General features: G+C 73.1%; 17 protein-coding genes and 1 pseudogene. 13 read left to right on the top strand and 5 right to left on the bottom strand.

Annotation, left to right across the window (positions count from 1 at the left end):
• Positions 1 to 6: 6 nt before the first annotated feature.
• Positions 7 to 222 (bottom strand): hypothetical protein, encoded by a 216-nt coding sequence (locus tag K7854_RS31650; RefSeq protein ID WP_003978108.1) that lies wholly within the window; start codon positions 220 to 222, stop codon positions 7 to 9.
• 584 nt (positions 223 to 806) lie between these two features.
• On the opposite strand from K7854_RS31650, the gene K7854_RS31645 reads away from it, so the two are divergent.
• From K7854_RS31645 to rfbB, 5 genes are all read left to right on the top strand, one after another.
• On the top strand, positions 807 to 2,075 hold the full coding sequence (locus K7854_RS31645) for a S1 family peptidase (RefSeq protein ID WP_226029990.1): 1,269 nt from the start codon (positions 807 to 809) through the stop codon (positions 2,073 to 2,075).
• A gap of 450 nt (positions 2,076 to 2,525) precedes the next feature.
• Positions 2,526 to 5,012 carry a SpoIIE family protein phosphatase gene (locus K7854_RS31640; protein ID WP_226029989.1) on the top strand — a complete coding sequence of 829 codons (2,487 nt, stop codon included), beginning with the start codon at positions 2,526 to 2,528 and terminating at the stop codon, positions 5,010 to 5,012.
• 121 nt (positions 5,013 to 5,133) lie between these two features.
• Positions 5,134 to 5,553 (top strand): CBS domain-containing protein, encoded by a 420-nt coding sequence (locus K7854_RS31635; protein WP_226029988.1) that lies wholly within the window; start codon positions 5,134 to 5,136, stop codon positions 5,551 to 5,553.
• A gap of 100 nt (positions 5,554 to 5,653) precedes the next feature.
• Positions 5,654 to 5,833 carry a hypothetical protein gene (locus K7854_RS31630; RefSeq protein WP_226029987.1) on the top strand — a complete coding sequence of 60 codons (180 nt, stop codon included), beginning with the start codon at positions 5,654 to 5,656 and terminating at the stop codon, positions 5,831 to 5,833.
• Positions 5,834 to 6,002: 169 nt separating this feature from the next.
• Positions 6,003 to 6,977: a dTDP-glucose 4,6-dehydratase gene (gene rfbB / locus K7854_RS31625; RefSeq protein ID WP_226029986.1), complete on the top strand. Its 975-nt coding sequence runs from the start codon at positions 6,003 to 6,005 to the stop codon at positions 6,975 to 6,977.
• Between the two features lie 15 nt (positions 6,978 to 6,992).
• Here rfbB and K7854_RS31620 read toward each other — a convergent pair whose 3' ends face one another.
• Positions 6,993 to 7,577, bottom strand: coding sequence for a hydrolase (locus K7854_RS31620; protein ID WP_226029985.1), 585 nt, complete (start codon positions 7,575 to 7,577; stop codon positions 6,993 to 6,995).
• A 122-nt stretch (positions 7,578 to 7,699) separates the two neighbouring features.
• Between K7854_RS31620 and K7854_RS31615 the strand changes: the two genes are divergently transcribed.
• On the top strand, positions 7,700 to 8,200 hold the full coding sequence (locus K7854_RS31615; protein ID WP_226029984.1) for a metallophosphoesterase family protein: 501 nt from the start codon (positions 7,700 to 7,702) through the stop codon (positions 8,198 to 8,200).
• A gap of 240 nt (positions 8,201 to 8,440) precedes the next feature.
• On the opposite strand, the gene K7854_RS31610 is transcribed toward K7854_RS31615, so the two are convergent.
• Positions 8,441 to 9,694, bottom strand: coding sequence for a YncE family protein (locus K7854_RS31610; RefSeq protein WP_226029983.1), 1,254 nt, complete (start codon positions 9,692 to 9,694; stop codon positions 8,441 to 8,443).
• Positions 9,695 to 9,870: 176 nt separating this feature from the next.
• Between K7854_RS31610 and K7854_RS31605 the strand changes: the two genes are divergently transcribed.
• On the top strand, positions 9,871 to 10,533 hold the full coding sequence (locus K7854_RS31605; protein ID WP_226029982.1) for a TetR/AcrR family transcriptional regulator: 663 nt from the start codon (positions 9,871 to 9,873) through the stop codon (positions 10,531 to 10,533).
• A 118-nt stretch (positions 10,534 to 10,651) separates the two neighbouring features.
• On the opposite strand, the gene K7854_RS31600 is transcribed toward K7854_RS31605, so the two are convergent.
• Positions 10,652 to 11,017: a nuclear transport factor 2 family protein gene (locus K7854_RS31600; protein WP_226029981.1), complete on the bottom strand. Its 366-nt coding sequence runs from the start codon at positions 11,015 to 11,017 to the stop codon at positions 10,652 to 10,654.
• A gap of 182 nt (positions 11,018 to 11,199) precedes the next feature.
• On the opposite strand from K7854_RS31600, the gene K7854_RS31595 reads away from it, so the two are divergent.
• The 4 genes from K7854_RS31595 to K7854_RS31580 all read left to right on the top strand — a co-directional run bounded on the left by K7854_RS31595 (position 11,200) and on the right by K7854_RS31580 (position 14,419).
• Complete coding sequence (locus K7854_RS31595; protein WP_226029980.1) at positions 11,200 to 11,484, top strand: hypothetical protein; 285 nt, start codon at positions 11,200 to 11,202, stop codon at positions 11,482 to 11,484.
• 130 nt (positions 11,485 to 11,614) lie between these two features.
• A complete protein-coding gene (locus K7854_RS31590; protein ID WP_226029979.1) occupies positions 11,615 to 12,703 on the top strand; it encodes an S-(hydroxymethyl)mycothiol dehydrogenase in 1,089 nt (362 codons plus the stop codon).
• The gene (locus tag K7854_RS31585) at positions 12,703 to 13,332 is read left to right on the top strand and encodes an MBL fold metallo-hydrolase (protein ID WP_226029978.1); all 630 of its coding nucleotides are present in this window, start codon (positions 12,703 to 12,705) and stop codon (positions 13,330 to 13,332) included. Before K7854_RS31590 ends, K7854_RS31585 begins: the two co-directional genes overlap by 1 nt.
• A gap of 160 nt (positions 13,333 to 13,492) precedes the next feature.
• Entirely contained in the window at positions 13,493 to 14,419 is a 927-nt protein-coding gene (locus tag K7854_RS31580; protein WP_226029977.1) for an SDR family oxidoreductase, read from the top strand.
• Here the strand turns inward: K7854_RS31580 and K7854_RS31575 are convergent.
• Positions 14,403 to 14,942, bottom strand: coding sequence for a hypothetical protein (locus K7854_RS31575; RefSeq protein ID WP_226029976.1), 540 nt, complete (start codon positions 14,940 to 14,942; stop codon positions 14,403 to 14,405). The two genes, K7854_RS31580 and K7854_RS31575, sit on opposite strands and share 17 nt — an antisense overlap.
• A gap of 49 nt (positions 14,943 to 14,991) precedes the next feature.
• Here K7854_RS31575 and K7854_RS31570 point away from each other — a divergent pair.
• Positions 14,992 to 15,793, top strand: a pseudogene (locus K7854_RS31570) (SDR family NAD(P)-dependent oxidoreductase).
• 155 nt (positions 15,794 to 15,948) lie between these two features.
• On the top strand, positions 15,949 to 16,644 hold the full coding sequence (locus K7854_RS31565) for a L,D-transpeptidase family protein (protein WP_226029975.1): 696 nt from the start codon (positions 15,949 to 15,951) through the stop codon (positions 16,642 to 16,644).
• Positions 16,645 to 16,804 lie beyond the last annotated feature (160 nt).

The following is a 16,804-nucleotide window of genomic DNA, read 5'->3' as shown; positions in this document are numbered from 1 at the left end:
GCGCGATCAGAGACCGGCGACCAGGCCCGTGACCGGGGCCGTGTTCAGGCCGGTGACACCCTCGACCGTGCCGACGGCCGTGTTGAGCAGGCCGGAGACCGGGGCGATGCCGTCCACCAGGCCGGTGACGGTGCCGACGGCGTTCACGTTCAGGCCGCCGGAGACGTTGTCGAGGTCGGCGTCGGAGATCTCGACGGTCTCAACCTGGGGGGTGGAGTTCATGATGGAACTTCCCTTCGTATAGCCATTTCACAAGGGGGGAGCGGCCCCCTCTGGGGACAGATGACGGCCGCGACCACGGGCGCCGGGCACCCGTTCTCCAGAGCCCTCCGCGGCCCCCGCGGTGCGAAGGATCAAAGCACGCGGCCGGTCCGGGCTTCCAATCAATCACCCCTCTCACCAGCGCACTTGCGACGCCGGGGCGCCCAAGCGTGCAGGGGTGCGCACGCCTTCGCGGCGACTTCTTCACACGGTGCGCGACATCGGCCCGTGCGACCCCTTGCCCCCGCGGAGGCGATTGGGACACTCCGGCCCCAAAGACGTACGGGCCGCCGCCGGCTTGTGCAGATGCGCCAACGGGAGTGACCGGGTTGGGCATTCGATGTGCAGATTCGCTGAAGCGGTCATTCCGCTCCATGGTCGCAACGGTGTGTCGCCGACCGGATGCGCAGGGTGCCGGTCCGGCGCGGCGTACGGGCCCGGCTGAACGCCCCGGACGGCCCGTGCGTACCAACAGCCGTCCGGGCGCCCCCCCAACAGCTGCCGGACCGGCGGGTACCAACCCCGGTCCCAGGAGGTCGAGTAGGTTGAGTCACAAGCGAATCCCGAAGCGCAGGGCCGCGATGGCGGCGGGCGGTGTGGTGGCGCTCGGCGCGGCCGCGATCCTGCTGCCGAACGCCAACGCCTCGCAGGACGGCGGCTCCTCGGACGACGCCGCGGCGGCGCCCAGGACCCTCAAGGCGGCGGACGCGTCGGATCTCGCCTCCCGGCTCGCCGGCCTGCTCGGCGACGCCTTCGCCGGTTCCTACTACGACTCCGGCGCGCAGCAGCTCGTCGTCAACGTCGTACCCGGCGACGACAACCAGGTCGTCGTGCAGGCGAAGCAGGCGGGGGCGGAGGTCCGCGAGGTCGACAACACCCTGGGCGAGCTGAGGAGCGGCGCGCGGACCCTGAAGTCCGAGGCGACCATCCCGGGCACCTCGTGGGCGATCGACCCGCGCACCAACAAGATCCTGGTGACCGCCGACAGCACCGTCACCGGCGACCGGTGGGACCGGCTGGAGTCCACCGTCGAGGGCCTCGGCCCCGGCATGGCCACGGTCAGGAAGTCCGCCGGCACCTTCAAGACCTTCGTGTCGGGCGGCGACGCCATCTTCGGCGGCGGCGCGCGCTGCTCGCTCGGCTTCAACGTCACCGCGGGCGACGGCTCGCCCGCCTTCCTGACGGCCGGTCACTGCGGGGTCGCGGCGGAGCAGTGGTCCGACGCGCAGGGCGGGCAGCCGGTCGCCACCGTCGACCAGGCGGTCTTCCCCGGCGAGGGCGACTTCGCACTCGTCAGGTACGACGACCCGGCGACCGAGGCCCCGAGCGAGGTGAACCTGGGCGACCAGACCCTGCCGATCAGCCGGGCCGCCGAGGCGACGGTCGGCCAGGAGGTCTTCCGCATGGGCAGCACGACCGGACTGGCCGACGGCCAGGTGCTCGGCCTGGACGCCACCGTCAACTACCCGGAGGGCACGGTCACGGGTCTCATCCAGACCGACGTCTGCGCCGAGCCGGGCGACAGCGGCGGCTCCCTGTTCACCCGGGACGGCCTCGCGATCGGCCTGACCTCCGGCGGCAGCGGTGACTGCACGGTCGGCGGCGAGACCTTCTTCCAGCCGGTCACCACGGCCCTGGAGGCGGTGGGAGCCACCCTCGGCGACGAGAACGCGGACCCCGGGGCCGGGGGCGAAGGCGCCGGGGGCGAAGATGCCGGTCCGGGCGCCGGCGACGTCGGCGACGGCTCGGGCGCCGGTGAGACGGACGACGGTGCGGCCGTCGGCGGCGGGGACGGCACGGGGCTGACGGGCTGACGGCCGCCCCGGCCGACGACACGCCCTCCGCACCGCCGCCCGGGGCTCGGGGGTCCTCCCTCCTGCGTCTGCGGGGGAGTGGCCGCGGGCCCCGGTCTGTTCGGTACGTCCGCCGTGCGGTGGATGCCTGGCGGTTTGTGGTGGGGTGACGGTGTGGGGCGGCCGGAGCCCGGTGGCCGTGCCGGTCGGTGGTGGGTGGGGGGATGGCGCGTCTCCGGTGGCCGGGGCCGTGGTGGTCGTTCTTCGTGCGCCTGCGGGGCGGTGGCCGTCCGTCGTCGCCCCCGTGTGGGGCGTGGCGCGGCTCGCCGTGCGCGGTACTGGTGCCCAGCCGCCCGCCTCCCCCCCCGTTTCCCGTCAGGACCGCCCGCATCGGACGGCGGCGCGGAGCGGGTGGGCGCGAGCCCCCGGGCGCTTCTGGTCGCCGGTACCCGGACCGTAGGGGCTGCGCAGATGTCCCATACGCGCTGTAATGGCGACGTGGTCGGAGAGGGCGCTGCGGAACGCGGACCGAGGACGCTGCGTGCCGAGGGCGCCCTCAAGGCGATCGCGGCCGGCCCGCGGCCCGAGCAGCGCCTGCGCGCGATCCTCGAACAGGCGCTGGTCTTCGCGGGCGCCTCCTTCGCCGCCCTGTACACGCCCGGCGACGACCGCGAGCTGCTCTGCCTGGCCGAGTCGGCCGGAGTGCCGCGCACCCTGTACGGCGTACGCGACAGCTACCCCGCGGCCGGCGGCTCCCCGGTCGCCGACGCCCACCGCGCCGGCGAGGCGGTGTGGATGGGACCGGAAGAGTTCGCCGGGTCGGCGGAGTCGCGGCACGTGCCGTCCAGCGGCTTCTCGCTGGCCGTCCTGCCCGTGCGCGGGGACGGCGGCGGCTGCCTCCTCGCCCTGACCGAGCAGCCGGACGGGTTCGACGCCGACGACCGCGCGTGCCTGGCGGTGATCGCCGAGGCGGCGACCTGTCCCGCCCCGACCGGGACCGCCGAGCGCGCGGAGGGCGGCGAGCTGCAGCCGGACGCCTTCACCCTGGCCATGGACACCGGCCGGGCGGAGGTCGGCGACGACATCCTGCGTCTGTTCGGTCTCGCCCCCGAGGAGTTCGACGGCAAGGTGGAGACGCTGCTCGGCCTCACCGTGCCGGAGGACCTGCCGTCGCTGATGTCGGTGACCGAGTCCGACCACATGACCATCGGCGATCGCGAGCTGGAGTTCCGGGTGCTGCAGCCCACCGGCCCGCCGAAGTGGCTGCGGCTCAGCGGCCGCCTGCTGCCCGGCGGCGACGGCCGGCCGGCCCGCCTGGTCGGCACCGTCGCCGACGCCTCCACCCTGCGCCCCGACGTGACCGACGTCGCCCGCGTCCAGCGGCTGGCCGCCGCGCTCGCCACCGCCGGAACCGTCCGCGATGTCAGCCAGGCCGTCGTCGCCGCCCTGCGCCGACCGCTGCGCGCCGACCGCATCGCACTGGCCGAGCTGGAGAACGACCGGCTCGTCGTCACCGTCCTCGACCCGCCCGACCCCGAGTCCTGGCCCGAGCTGTGGCGCCTGGAGTGGCGCACCGAGTGGCCCGACGCGCCGGTACGGGCCATGCCCACCCTCGCCGCCGCGCTGCGCGAGGGACGTGCCCGGATCTGGCCCGCCGGCACCGGCGACCTGGAACCCGCCCTCGCCGATGTCGGACCCGGCGGTCTGGCCGTGCTGCCGCTGCCCGCGGGCGGCAGGATGGCCGGCGCCTGCCTGATCGGCTGGGACGCCCCGCACGACTTCGGCCCCGACGAGCGGGCCCTGCTCACCGCATCGGCGGGTCTCGCCGGACAGGCCCTGATGCGCGCCCACGCCTTCGACGCCGAGCACGAACTCGTCGGCATGCTCCAGCGCCAGCTGCTGCCGCGCCGGCTGCCGAAGCTGCCCGGCGCGGTCGCCGTCGCCCGCTATCTGCCCAGCACGGCGGGCCTGGAGCTGGGCGGCGACTGGTACGACGTGATCCCGCTGCCCGACCACCACGTGGCCCTGGTCATCGGCGACGTCCAGGGCCACAGCGCGGGCGCGGCCACCCTGATGGGGCAGATGCGTACCGCCCTGCGCGCCTACGCCGTCGAGGGCCACCCGCCGGACGTGGTGGTCTCGCACGCCAACCGGCTGCTGACCGGCATGGAGACCGACCTCTTCGCCACCTGTGTCTACGTCGACCTCGACATGGAGGAAGGCTCCGCCTGGTGCGTGCGGGCCGGACACCTGCCGCCGGTGCTGCGCCACCCCGACGGCAGCACCGAGATCGCGGAGGTGGAGGGCGGCCCGCCGCTCGGCGTCGTCACGCAGGCCGACTTCCCGATGAGCCCGTTGCGGCTGCGCCCGGGCACCCTGATCGCCCTCACCACGGACGGCCTCGTGGAGTCGCCCGGCGCCGACATCGACGAGGGCATGGACCGCTTCGCCCACGCACTGGCCGTCTCCGACCCCACCCACCTCGGACTGGTCGCCGACGCCCTGCTGGGCAACGCCCGCCGCAACGACGACGTCGCCCTGCTGCTGGTGCGCTACGACGGCATGGCCCTGCGCCCGCTGCGGGAGAGCTGGTCGGTGTGGCGGCTGCCCGAGGCCGTGCGGCACGCCCGCCGCTTCACCCGGCGCACCCTGCGCTCCTGGGACGTGCCGGACGACGACATCGACGGCGTCCTGCTGATCGTCTCCGAGCTGGTCACCAACGCCCTGGTGCACACCGACGGCAAGGTACGGCTCGACCTCACCCTGATCGGCGGCCGGCTGCGGGTCGCGGTCGCCGACGCCTCGCCGCGCACGCCCGCCAAGCCGACCAGCATCGGCTGGGAGGCCACCGGCGGGCGAGGCATCCTCCTCGTCGAGGCGATGTCGGCGGCCTGGGGCACGCTGCCGGTCAGCGGGGGGAAGCAGGTGTGGAGCGAGATCCCGGTGCGCGGCGGCTGAGCGGCCCGTCCGGTTCGGCCGCCCGGCCGCCGGGTACCCGCCCGGCCGCACCCCGAGCGCGAGCGCAGAAGCGGCGGGAGAGCGAACGGAGGGAGCGGGGGAGAACAGGGAGGAACACCCCATGACCCAGTACGTCCGCGACGTCATGACCGGCGACCCGGTGACCGTCGAGCCGCTGACGTCCGTCACGGCCGTGGCCCGCATCATGCGCGACCGGGACCTCGGAGCCGTCCTGGTCACGGAGGGCGACCGGCTGCGCGGCCTGGTCACCGACCGCGACCTGGTGGTCCGGTCCCTGGCCGAGGGCGGTGACCCGAGGCAGACCACCGTGGCCGGCGCGTGCAGCGACGACCTGGTCACCGTACGGCCCGACGAGGAGCTGGACCGCGCCGTCCGGCTGATGCGCGAGCACGCCGTACGCCGGGTGCCGGTCGTCGACCACGGCCACCCGGTGGGCATCGTCTCCCTCGGCGACCTGGCCATGGAGCGCGATCCGCAGTCGGCGCTGGGCGACATCAGCGTGGCCCGGCCCAACCCCTAGGCAGCGCGGGAGACATGTGCCCGGTGTTTTGCGGTGCCGCGCGCGGGGACCCGGAGGGGCGAGCGCACCAGACGCGGAACCAGAAGGAAGATGATGCCCCGTGACCACGGACAGCAGCGGCAAACCCGCCGTCCGTCGGCTGGAGACAGGCTGGTCGAAGGCCCGCCGCCTGCGGAGCAGGGGCGTGATGCGCACCTGCGTACCGGCCGTCGAGGACGGCAGCGCCACCCGCGCACCGCAATCGGGCCAGGAGTCGAACATCGTCCGGGGCGAGGACTGAGCGAGCCCCGAGGGTGGTGACCCCGCCCAGCGCGCCGGCCTCGTGGCCGGCGCGGTGCGCGTCAGGGGCCGGTCGCGGGCGACGAGGGCCGCGCGGGTAGCGTCACGGACGTCACCGGTCCTCTCGGGCACCGCCCGCCCCGCCACCCCAGCAAGGCACGGAACCGCACATGAACATCCTGGTCACCGGCGCCGCCGGATTCATCGGCTCCCGGTACGTCGCCCGGCTCCTCGCCTCCGACGCGCCCGGCGCACCGCGGATCACCGTGCTGGACGCCCTCACCTACGCCGGCACCACCGCCAACCTCGAACTCGGCCACCCCCGGCTGGAGTTCGTGCACGGCGACATCCGCGACGCGGTCCTCGTGGACAAGCTGACGGCCGGGGCCGACCAGGTGGTGCACTTCGCCGCGGAGTCCCACGTCGACCGCTCGATCGACGCCGCCTCCGACTTCGTCCTGACCAACGTCGTCGGCACCCAGACCCTGCTGGACGCCGCCCTGCGACACGGCGTGGGGCCCTTCGTGCACGTCTCCACCGACGAGGTGTACGGCTCCGTCGAGTCCGGCTCGGCGACCGAGGAGCACCCCTTGCGGCCGAGTTCCCCGTACGCCGCCTCGAAGGCCTCCGGCGACCTGCTGGCCCTCTCCTACCACCGCACCCACGGCCTCGACGTACGGGTGACCCGGTGCTCCAACAACTACGGCCCGCACCAGTTCCCCGAGAAGCTGGTGCCGCTGTTCGTCACCCACCTCCTGGACGGCCGCCGGGTCCCGCTGTACGGGGACGGACGCAACGTCCGCGACTGGCTGCACGTCGACGACCACTGCCGGGGCGTCGACCTGGTGCGCACCCGGGGCCGGGCCGGCGAGGTCTACAACATCGGCGGCGGCACCGAGTTGACCAACCGCGACCTCACCGGCCTGCTCCTGGAAGCCTGCGGGGCGGGCCCGGACCGGGTCGTGCACGTCGCCGACCGCAAGGGCCACGACCTGCGCTACTCGGTCGACTGGAGCAAGGCCCGCGCGGAGCTGGGCTACCGCCCCGGCCGCGACTTCGCGACCGGACTGGCCGAGACCGTCGCCTGGTACCGGGACCACCGGGCCTGGTGGGAGCCGCTCAAGCGGCGCGCCGACGCGGGGTGAAGGGCGTTAGGCCCGTCAGCCGTGCGTCTTGGCCAGCAGGTCCAGGATCTCCCGTGTCGTGCCCGTCTCGCCCAGGCGCGGGAAGATCCGCTCGACGCTGCCCCGGTGCGCCTCGGCGCTCATGTCGCTCATGGCGTCGGTGGCCAGCGTGACGTGGTAGCCGTGTTCGTGGGCGGCGCGGGCGGTGGACTCCACGCCGATGCTGGTGGCGATGCCGCAGAGCACGATCTGGGTGACACCGCGGCGGCGCAGCTGGACATCGAGGCCGGTGCCGTGGAAGGCACCCCAGTTGCGCTTGGTGATGGTGATGTCACCGGGGTGCCCGGCCAGCTCGTCGACGACGATGTCCCAGCCCTCGGGCCGCGGGCCGCCGGCGCCGCCGGCCTCCGTACGGCCGGGCACGGCGTCCGCCCCGTCGGCGGCGAAGGTGACCCGGACCAGCACCACGGGCAGGTCCCGGGCCCGGAAGGCGTCGGCCAGTTCGACGCTGCGGGTGACGACCTCCGCGCCGGTGTGCGGCTCGGTGGGCGCGGCGACGATGCCGGCCTGGAGGTCGATCACGACGAGAGCGGTGCGGGGGTCCAGGGCGGTGACGGTCATGAGGCGGTGCCTTTCGGATGGTTCTCACATGGTTCGGCCGCGATCGACTCCACGGTAAATTCCACAGGTAAAACTGTCCAGCTGAGACTGCACAGTTTTACCTGTCGATTAAACTGGACCGCGTGCGTCTGCTGATCACGTCCGACACCCACCTGCCCAAGCGCGCCAAGGAACTGCCGGCGCCGCTGCTGGCGGAGCTTCCGCACGCGGACGTCGTCCTGCACGCGGGGGACTGGGTCGACACGGCCACCCTCGATCTGCTGGAGAGCCGCAGCCGCAGGCTCGTCGGCGTCCACGGCAACAACGACGGCCCCGAGCTGCGCGCCCGGCTGCCCGAGGTGGCGTACGCGGACCTCGGCGGCCTGCGCTTCGGCGTCGTCCACGAGACGGGCGCCGCGCAGGGACGGGAGGCCCGCTGCGCCGCCCGCTTCCCCGACCTGGACGTCCTGGTCTTCGGGCACAGCCACATCCCCTGGGACAGCACCGCGGAAACCGGCCTGCGGCTGCTCAACCCGGGGTCCCCGACGGACCGGCGCCGCCAGCCCTACCGCACCTACATGACCGCCGAGGTCGCCGACGGCCGGCTGCGGGACGTCGAGCTGCACCGGCTGCCGCCGCGGTGAGCACAGGCCGGCAAGGAGACGGGCGGCACCCGTGAGAGTGCCGCCCGGTGCGGACCGGGCCGCTCCGTGTCGGGGGAAGCGGCCCGGGCGCTTCTTCTGGAGTGCGCTGTCACGGACCTCCTTCCGGGGCAGTGGTGTCGAGGGCATGCATGTCTCGTCCGTTGCCGGGCGACTACCCCCGCCGGGCGGGCTCACACATGCGTACGAAGGTGACCTTCCGGGCCCGGACCGCGGGGTGTCTCAGCCCGCCGACGGCCCCGTCCAGTCCGCCGCCACATGGCCGATCCGGACCCGCTGCGGGTGGTCGCCGACGGGCACCGAGACCGACTTCTCGCCGGTGCCGAAGTCGATGGCGGTGACCTGGTCGGCGCCGCTCTCGGAGACCACGCAGTGCCTGCCGTCGCCGCTGACCGTGGCCCAGTACGGCTTGGCGGCGGCCACCAGCGGGCCCTCTTGGAGGGTGCCGCGGTCGACGACCGTCGCGTAGTCGTCCATCGTGCCCGCGACGCAGATCTTGTCGCCGTCCGGGCTCATGGACAGCCCGTGGTGCCGCGAGTCGTTGACCCACGTGGTGCGGTCCTCACTGGTGGCGGGGTTCTTCGGCAGGGTCTTCGTCCGGGTGATCCGGTCCGTGACGACGTCGTACTCGAAGAAGCCGTTGAAGAACGACACCTGGAAGTACAGCGTGGACTCGTCGGGCGAGAAGACGGCGGGCCGCACCGCGTCCGAGTGGTCGCCGAGGCCGATCGCGTCGAGCCGCTCCCGCATGTCGACGACCTTGACCGGCTCGTACGTCCGTGCGTCCACGACCGTGATGTGCCGGTCGCCCTTGGTCCAGTCGAGCCAGGGGGCGTCGAGCGCGGTGTTCACCTCGCCGATGGACATGTTCCAGATGTACCTGCCGTCGCCGGTGAAGATGTTCTCGTGGGGCTTGTCGCCGGTGGCGAAGGAGCCGACCTGCTCACCCGTCCCGATGTCCAGGACGTGCACCGTGTTGGAGGTCGACGCCGAGACCGCGACCCGGGTGCCGTCGGGGGAGACCGCCATGTGGTCGGAGCGGTAACCGGAGACGGGGAAGCGCCATTCGATGTCGCCGGTGGCGAGGTCGATGGAGACCACGTCGGCAAAGCTCGGCCGGGAGACGACCACCGAGGTGCCGTCCGGCGTCGAGTACATGTCGTCGACGAGCTGGTCGTGCCCCTCGCCGACGCCGTTGCGGATGGCCTGGAAGTAGATCCACCTGATCGGGTCGGCGTTGATCTCCGCCATCCGCTCCGCCCGGTCCGGGACGACGTCGATCCGCCCGATCCGGGCGAAGTCTCCGGTGGACCGGATGACGTCCGCGGTGCCGTCCCAGTTGTTCCCGACGAACATCACCTCGCGCAGGTCGGCGCGGGCGTCCGGGGCGGCCGAGGCCGTGGCGGCGGGGGCGGCGGCGGTGAGAACGAGGGCGGCGGCGACGGCGCCGAGGTGCCTGGTCGTGAAGGCGGGCATGCTGCTCTCCTCCGGCATGGGGGCGTGGTGTGGGGGCGATGGAGCGCGCAATCTGAACACGGCCGCTTTCAGAGTCAACTTACTGCAAAGTAAGGAATGGGTGCCCTTCTCCACAAGGCCACGGACCCGACAAAATCGGCTGGGGGTCGGGGAGTTGGTGCGAGGGAGGCGAACGGGTGGCGGGCAGGCTCAGGGCGCCGACGGGCCGCTACGGCGGCAAATCGGCCGAGCAGCGCCAGGCCGAACGCCGCCGGCGCTTCCTCGACGCCGCGCTGCAGCTCTTCGGCGGCACCCCCGGTTACCGCGCCACGACCGTCGCGGCCCTCAGCGAGGCCGCCGGACTGTCCACCCGCCAGTTCTACGAGGAGTTCCGCACCCTGGAGGACGTGCTCGCCGCACTCCACCTCCAGGTCAACGCCTGGGCCGAGGACGCCGTCCGCGCCGCGGCCGCGAGCACCCGCGGCCTGCCGCTCCCCGAGCGCGCCGCGGCGATCTTCCGCGCCTACGCCGCCGACGTCACCGCCGATCCGCGCCGCGTCCGCATCACCTTCGTGGAGATCATCGGCGTCAGCCCGCGCCTGGAGGAACAACGGCTGGCCCGCCGCGCCCGCTGGGTCGGCCTCATCTGCGCCGAGGCCCGGTCGGCCGCCGTACGCGGGGAGGCGGCGCCCCGCGACTACCGGCTCGCCGCCACCGCGTTCATCGGCGCCGTCAACGGCCTGCTGCACGACTACAGCGCCGGCTGGGTGGACGCCACCCTCGACGAGGTCGTCGACGAACTAGTCGGCCAGCTCCTGGCCCTGCTGCGCCCACCCGGCTGGAGCCCGGCGGCGCGCTGACCGCCCCGGCCCAGCCTTCACCCGGGCACGGCCGGAATACGGAGTCGCCGCGTGCGACGTGGTGGAGCACAGCGCCTGGACACGCCGAGCCGGCCGCCCCCTCCCCGCAGACCCCGGACTACTCGTCCCAGGCCTGGATCATGGTCTGGTCGACGATCTCGCCGTCGCGCAGCGTCAGCATCGACTCGGCGAGGACCCGCACCCCGTCCGGATAGGTGCACTCCTCGCTGAACGCCACCTGGTCGCCCTGGACCACGCAGCGTCCCATCCGATGGGTCATGTCACGGCTGTAGACGTCGTCGAGCATCTCGGCGATCTCGTCCCGGCCGTGCAGGACCTTGGGGTGGCTGGGCTGGTCGTACCGGTCGACGATGCGGACCTCCGCGTCTCGCGCGTACAGCGACAACAGGGGTGCCGCCGTCTCTCCTTCGATGCCCCGGCGCAGCGCTTCGGTGTCGAAGCCGGGGCCTGCCGTGGTGCCCATGACGACCTCCTTCGAAGGTCGAAGGGCCGCGGCCCGCAGCGGGAACGGGCCGTCGCGGCCCTCCTCCTTCGAGCTTCCTCCGTCCCGGCGCCCACGGCAACGCCACCGGGGACACTCGTCCTCACGGGTGAGCCCAGCCGCCCGCCCGTGTCCGCCGCCCGGCCCCACCCGTTGCGCAGCACATGATCTCAACACGACGTATCGTCGCTGCCGTCGGGCTCGCCGCCGGTGTCACCGGCCTCGCCGCCCCGATGGCGAGCGCGGCCGACGCGGGCGCACTGGGCACGCAGAAGCTCAGCGTGATGAACACCCTCGATTCGCTGGCGGTCGGTGACATGCCCGCCGAGGACCGGGCGCGGATGCCGCTCCCCTCCCAGCAGCTGAACCGGCTGCACGACCTGGAGCAGCTCCAGCAGGTCACCGGCCTGGTCTCGCCCGTCTTCGGCGTCGTCCCCGCCCTGGGCTGACCCCCGAGCCCGTCCCCGGTGTCCGGTCGGTCGGCCGGACCCGGTCGACCGCCCCGTCACCTGCCCCTTCGCGATCACTTGCGCGTAGGGTCTGGGGGGATGCTGAACGGCCGAGGAAGGGGTCAGGACCATGGCGCAGGAAGTACGCGGCGTGATCGCGCCGGGCAAGGACGAGCCGGTGCGGATCGAGACGATCGTCGTGCCGGACCCCGGCCCGGGCGAGGCCGTGGTGAAGATCCAGGCCTGCGGGGTGTGCCACACCGACCTGCACTACAAGCAGGGCGGCATCAGTGACGACTACCCGTTCCTGCTCGGGCACGAGGCCGCGGGCGTCGTGGAGTCGGTCGGCGCCGGTGTCACCGACGTCGCCCCCGGGGACTTCGTGATCCTCAACTGGCGTGCGGTGTGCGGCACCTGCCGGGCCTGTCTGCGCGGACGGCCCTGGTACTGCTTCGACACCCACAACGCCGAGCAGAAGATGACCCTCGCCTCGACCGGCCAGGAGCTGTCCCCGGCCCTCGGCATCGGCGCCTTCGCCGAGAAGACCCTGGTCGCCGCCGGACAGTGCACCAAGGTCGACCCGGCCGTCTCCGCGGAGGTGGCCGGGCTGCTCGGCTGCGGGGTGATGGCCGGCATCGGCGCCGCCATCAACACCGGCAACGTCGGCCGCGGCGACACCGTCGCCGTCATCGGCTGCGGCGGCGTCGGCGACGCGGCGATCGCCGGCTCCCACCTGGCGGGCGCGTCGAAGGTCATCGCCGTGGACATCGACGACCGCAAGCTGGAGACCGCCCGGGGCATGGGCGCCACCCACACCGTCAACTCCCGCGAGACCGATCCCGTCGAGGCGATCCGCGAACTGACCGGCGGCTTCGGCGCCGACGTCGTCATCGAGGCCGTCGGCCGCCCCGAGACCTACCGGCAGGCCTTCTACGCCCGCGACCTGGCCGGCACCGTCGTCCTCGTCGGAGTACCGACCCCCGAGATGAAGCTGGAACTGCCGCTGCTCGACGTGTTCGGCCGCGGCGGCGCCCTGAAGTCCTCCTGGTACGGCGACTGCCTGCCCTCCCGCGACTTCCCGATGCTGATCGACCTCCACCTCCAGGGCCGCCTGGACCTCGGCGCGTTCGTCACGGAGACCATCCGCCTGGACGAGGTCGAGCAGGCCTTCGACCGGATGCACGCCGGTGACGTACTGCGTTCGGTGGTGGTGCTCTGATGGCCCCCCGCATCGAACGCCTCGTCACCTCGGGGCAGTTCAGCCTCGACGGCGGCACCTGGGACGTCGACAACAACGTCTGGCTCGTCGGCGACGACCACGAGGTCGTCGTCATCGACGCCGCCCACGACGCCGACGCGATCGCCGAGGCCGTCGGAGACCGCCGGCTCACCGCCATCGTGTGCACCCACGCCCACAACGACCACGTGGGCGCCGCACCCGCGCTCGCCGAGCGCACCGGCGCCACCATCTGGCTGCACCGCGACGACCTCCCCCTGTGGCAGCAGACCCACCCCGACCGCGACCCGGACGCCTGGCTGACCGACGGCCTCGTCATCGAGGCGGCCGGCGCCGACCTGACCGTCCTGCACACCCCGGGCCACGCGCCCGGCGCGGTCTGCCTCTACGACCCGGCTCTCGGCACCGTCTTCACCGGCGACACCCTCTTCCAGGGCGGGCCCGGCGCCACCGGCCGGTCGTACTCCCACTTCCCGACCATCATCGACTCGATCCGGGACAAGCTGCTGGTCCTGCCGCCCGAGACGGAGGTCCGCACCGGGCACGGCGATTCCACGACCATCGGCGCCGAGGCCCCGCACCTGGAGGAGTGGATCAAGCGGGGGCACTGACCGGGCGGTCGCGGTCGGGTCCGTCCCGGACACGCGGCAAAAGGTGACAGAAGATGTCCGGCTTCCCGGGCACTCTCGAACACGACATCGCTCGTGCGGAACGTGAGCCACCGCGGCACGTGAGCACGCGCGGACGCGAGGGAGAGGACGGGAGCCGGACATGACAGGGGCACCGAAAGGCCCGCTGGCGGGCAGGGTCGCACTGGTCGCCGGGGCGACCCGCGGCGCCGGACGGGGCATCGCCGTCGAACTGGGCGCGGCCGGCGCCACCGTCTACGTCACCGGCCGCAGCACCCGCGCCCGGCGCTCGGAGTACGACCGCCCCGAGGCGATCGAGGACACCGCCGACCTGGTCACCGAGGCGGGCGGCCACGGCATCGCGGTACCCGCCGACCACCTCGACCCGGCGCAGGTGGCCGCCGTCGTCGACCGGATCGCCAGCGAGCAGGCCCGCCTGGACATCCTCGTCAACGACATCTGGGGCGGCGAGACCCTCTTCGAGTGGGACAGACCGGTCTGGGAGCACGACCTCGACAAGGGGCTCAGGCTGCTGCGGCTCGCCGTCGAGACCCACGCCATCACCAGCCACCACGCCCTGCCGCTGCTGCTGCGCCGCCCCGGCGGACTCGTCGTCGAGGTCACCGACGGCACCGACGCCTACAACCGCGACCACTACCGCAACTCGTTCTTCTACGACCTGGCCAAGACGTCCGTCCTGCGCATGGCCTTCTCCCTCGGGCACGAGGTGGGGCCGCGCGGCGCCACCGCCGTCGCGCTGACCCCGGGCTGGCTGCGCTCGGAGATCATGCTCGACCACTTCGGGGTACGCGAGGAGAACTGGCGCGACGCCCTCGACCGCGTCCCGCACTTCGCCATCTCCGAGACGCCCCGCTACGTCGGCCGCGCGGTCGCCGCCCTCGCCGCCGACCCGGGCGCGGCGCGCTTCAACGGGCAGTCCCTCTCCAGCGGCGGCCTCGCCCAGGAGTACGGCTTCACCGACCTCGACGGCAGCCGCCCGGACGCCTGGCGGTATCTCGTCGAGGTGCAGGACCAGGACAAACCCGCCGACGTCACCGGGTACCGCTGACGGGCGGCAGCGGCCACCGCGCCCCGTGCCCGGGCGGCAGCGCCAGATCCTCCCGCACGGCCGTGTAGTAGCCCTCACGTGCGGCGCGCTGCCGCTCCAGCAGGGCCCGCCAGGCCTCGGGGTCGCGGGTCTCCTCGCGCAGGAAGCGCTCCATCTCCATCACCGCCACCACCCAGGCCCGCGCCTTCTCCACCACGTCCTTGCTGCCCAGCAGGAGCAGGGCCTCACCGGCCGGGTCCCGGGCGAGGGCCGCCTCGGCCTGGGCGGGCGCGGCGTCCGCGGGGGCCAGTGGGTGCGGGTGCGGGTCGTTGCCGAGGTGGGCGGCGATCCGGTACGTCAGCGTGACGGAGGTCTTCAGTACCCGCGCGTAGTCGGCGTACACCGCGAGCCTGCGCTCCTCCCAGCGGGCCGCCGTCTCCCGGTCGAACCGGGCACGGTCGCTGCGGACCACGGCGAGATACGAACCGAGGGCGCCGATGACGACGCCTATGAGCGCGGGGAGTTGCTGCAGGAACGCGGACATGGCCGCACGGTATCTGCCGCCGTGATCGTCGCGGCAGTACGGTCGGGCCATGACGGACTCCAGGCGATTCACCGACCACGCGGCACTCGTGACGGGCGCGGCCCGGGGCATCGGCGCGGCCACCGCGCGCCGGCTGGCGACGGAGGGGGCCAGGGTGCTGCTGACCGACGTGGACCTCGCCGCGGCACGGCGGACGGCGGCGGAACTGGCGGACGCGGGGCTCGCCGTGACCGCGTACGCCTGCGACGTGGGCGACCGTGCCTGTGTGGAGGCGGCCGTCGAGTACGCCGTGGACGCCTTCGGCGCCCTGGACGTGCTGGTCAACAACGCCTTCGCCTGCACCCCCGACGCCCCGCTCTTCGAGGACGAACCCGACGAGGTCTGGGCCCGCGACCTCGACGTCACCCTCACCGGCGCCTACCGCTGCTGCCGGGCCGCCCTGCCCCACCTCGCGGCCTCGGGGCGCGGCGCGATCGTGAGCATCGGCTCGGTCAACGGCGTCCAGGACTTCGGCAACCACGCCTACAGCGCCGCCAAGGCCGGTCTGGCCTCGCTGACCCGCACCCTCGCCGGACACGCGGCCCCGCGCGGCGTCCGCGTCAACCTCGTGACGCCGGGCACGGTGCGCACCAGGGCCTGGGAGGGCCGGGACGAGGAACTCGCGGCGGTACGGGGGCTGTACCCGCTCGGGCGGGTCGGCGAGCCCGAGGACATCGCGGCGGCCGTCGCCTTCCTCGCCTCCCACGACGCCGCCTGGATCACCGGCACCACCCTGGCGGTCGACGGCGGCCTGACCGCGGGTCAACACCGGCTTCCGGCGGGCCGTCACCGAGGCCGGCGGCTCGGACTGACGGACGGGGGCGGCCTGGTGGTGTTTGTCACGGTTGCGTCGCGGCCGTCGGCGGCGCGCAACCAAAGCCGCCGGACCACGGTCTAGCAAGCCGGGATCGCCCGAAGGCGACCTTCCGCCCAGTTCACCGTCTCGACGCGAAAGGCATGACCGGCCATGGGGGACACACGCAGACGGGGAGCCGTCGCACTGGGGATCACCGCACTGGTGGCACCGCTCACACTCGCACTCACGGCGGCACCGGCCCAGGCCGCGAGCTGCACCGCGAAGGCGGGTCCGTACCAGAAGAAGGTGGAGAAGTTCCTCGGCCGCAAGGCCGACGGCAAGCAGTCCACCGCCGACTGCAAGGCCATCCGCGCCTTCCAGACCAAGCACGGCATCCAGCCCAACGCGGGCTATGCGGGCCCCGTCACCTGGGGCGTGATGGACCTGATGACGAAGCAGAAGGCCGTCGGCAAGAACCCGAACAAATCCGGCAAATGCCCTACCAGCAAGGGCCGGATCGCCTGTGTGAACCTCAGCCTCCAGCTGAGCTGGATCCAGGACGGCAAGAAGCTGGTGTACGGGCCGGTCCCGGTCCGCACCGGGCGCAACGGCTACGAGACCCGCACCGGGCTGAAGAAGGTCTACTGGCGCAACATCGACCACGTCTCGACCATCTACCACGTGCCGATGCCCTACAGCCAGTTCTTCGACGGCGGCCAGGCCTTCCACTCCGTCGGCGTCAGCATGTGGAACCCGCCGGGCTCGCACGGCTGCGTCAACATGACGAAGACCGACGCCAAGAAGTACTGGTCGCTGCTGAAGAAGGGCGACGACGTCTACGTGTACGGCCGCAAGCCGGGCACCTGACCGGACCGGCGCCCGGCGCGGGTGTGAACAGGCGGGCCGTGTGCGGCAGGACACATCCGGTGGGAACGAACTTGCCGGTAGGCCTTGACAGATGGGGCCATCGACGTGATCAGTAACACGGTCCGTTTTGTCCGTTTGGCTCGCGATTACTCACATCGTC

The organism is Streptomyces hyderabadensis (assembly GCF_020404845.1).
GTDB classification, from domain to species: domain Bacteria; phylum Actinomycetota; class Actinomycetes; order Streptomycetales; family Streptomycetaceae; genus Streptomyces; species Streptomyces hyderabadensis.
This window is presented reverse-complemented; position numbering and strand designations above follow the sequence as displayed.

Bases quoted from the DNA above. Each gene is read 5' to 3' on its own strand.
- K7854_RS31610 (WP_226029983.1), bottom strand. From the start codon at position 9,694: ATGCCCGCCTTCACGACCAGGCACCTCGGCGCCGTCGCCGCCGCCCTC.
- K7854_RS31595 (WP_226029980.1), top strand. From the start codon at position 11,200: ATGATCTCAACACGACGTATCGTCGCTGCCGTCGGGCTCGCCGCCGGT.
- K7854_RS31580 (WP_226029977.1), top strand. From the start codon at position 13,493: ATGACAGGGGCACCGAAAGGCCCGCTGGCGGGCAGGGTCGCACTGGTC.
- rfbB (WP_226029986.1), top strand. From the start codon at position 6,003: ATGAACATCCTGGTCACCGGCGCCGCCGGATTCATCGGCTCCCGGTAC.
- K7854_RS31640 (WP_226029989.1), top strand. From the start codon at position 2,526: ATGTCCCATACGCGCTGTAATGGCGACGTGGTCGGAGAGGGCGCTGCG.
- K7854_RS31585 (WP_226029978.1), top strand. From the start codon at position 12,703: ATGGCCCCCCGCATCGAACGCCTCGTCACCTCGGGGCAGTTCAGCCTC.
- K7854_RS31575 (WP_226029976.1), bottom strand. From the start codon at position 14,942: ATGTCCGCGTTCCTGCAGCAACTCCCCGCGCTCATAGGCGTCGTCATC.
- K7854_RS31600 (WP_226029981.1), bottom strand. From the start codon at position 11,017: ATGGGCACCACGGCAGGCCCCGGCTTCGACACCGAAGCGCTGCGCCGG.
- K7854_RS31620 (WP_226029985.1), bottom strand. From the start codon at position 7,577: ATGACCGTCACCGCCCTGGACCCCCGCACCGCTCTCGTCGTGATCGAC.
- K7854_RS31590 (WP_226029979.1), top strand. From the start codon at position 11,615: ATGGCGCAGGAAGTACGCGGCGTGATCGCGCCGGGCAAGGACGAGCCG.
- K7854_RS31565 (WP_226029975.1), top strand. From the start codon at position 15,949: ATGGGGGACACACGCAGACGGGGAGCCGTCGCACTGGGGATCACCGCA.
- K7854_RS31635 (WP_226029988.1), top strand. From the start codon at position 5,134: ATGACCCAGTACGTCCGCGACGTCATGACCGGCGACCCGGTGACCGTC.
- K7854_RS31650 (WP_003978108.1), bottom strand. From the start codon at position 222: ATGAACTCCACCCCCCAGGTTGAGACCGTCGAGATCTCCGACGCCGAC.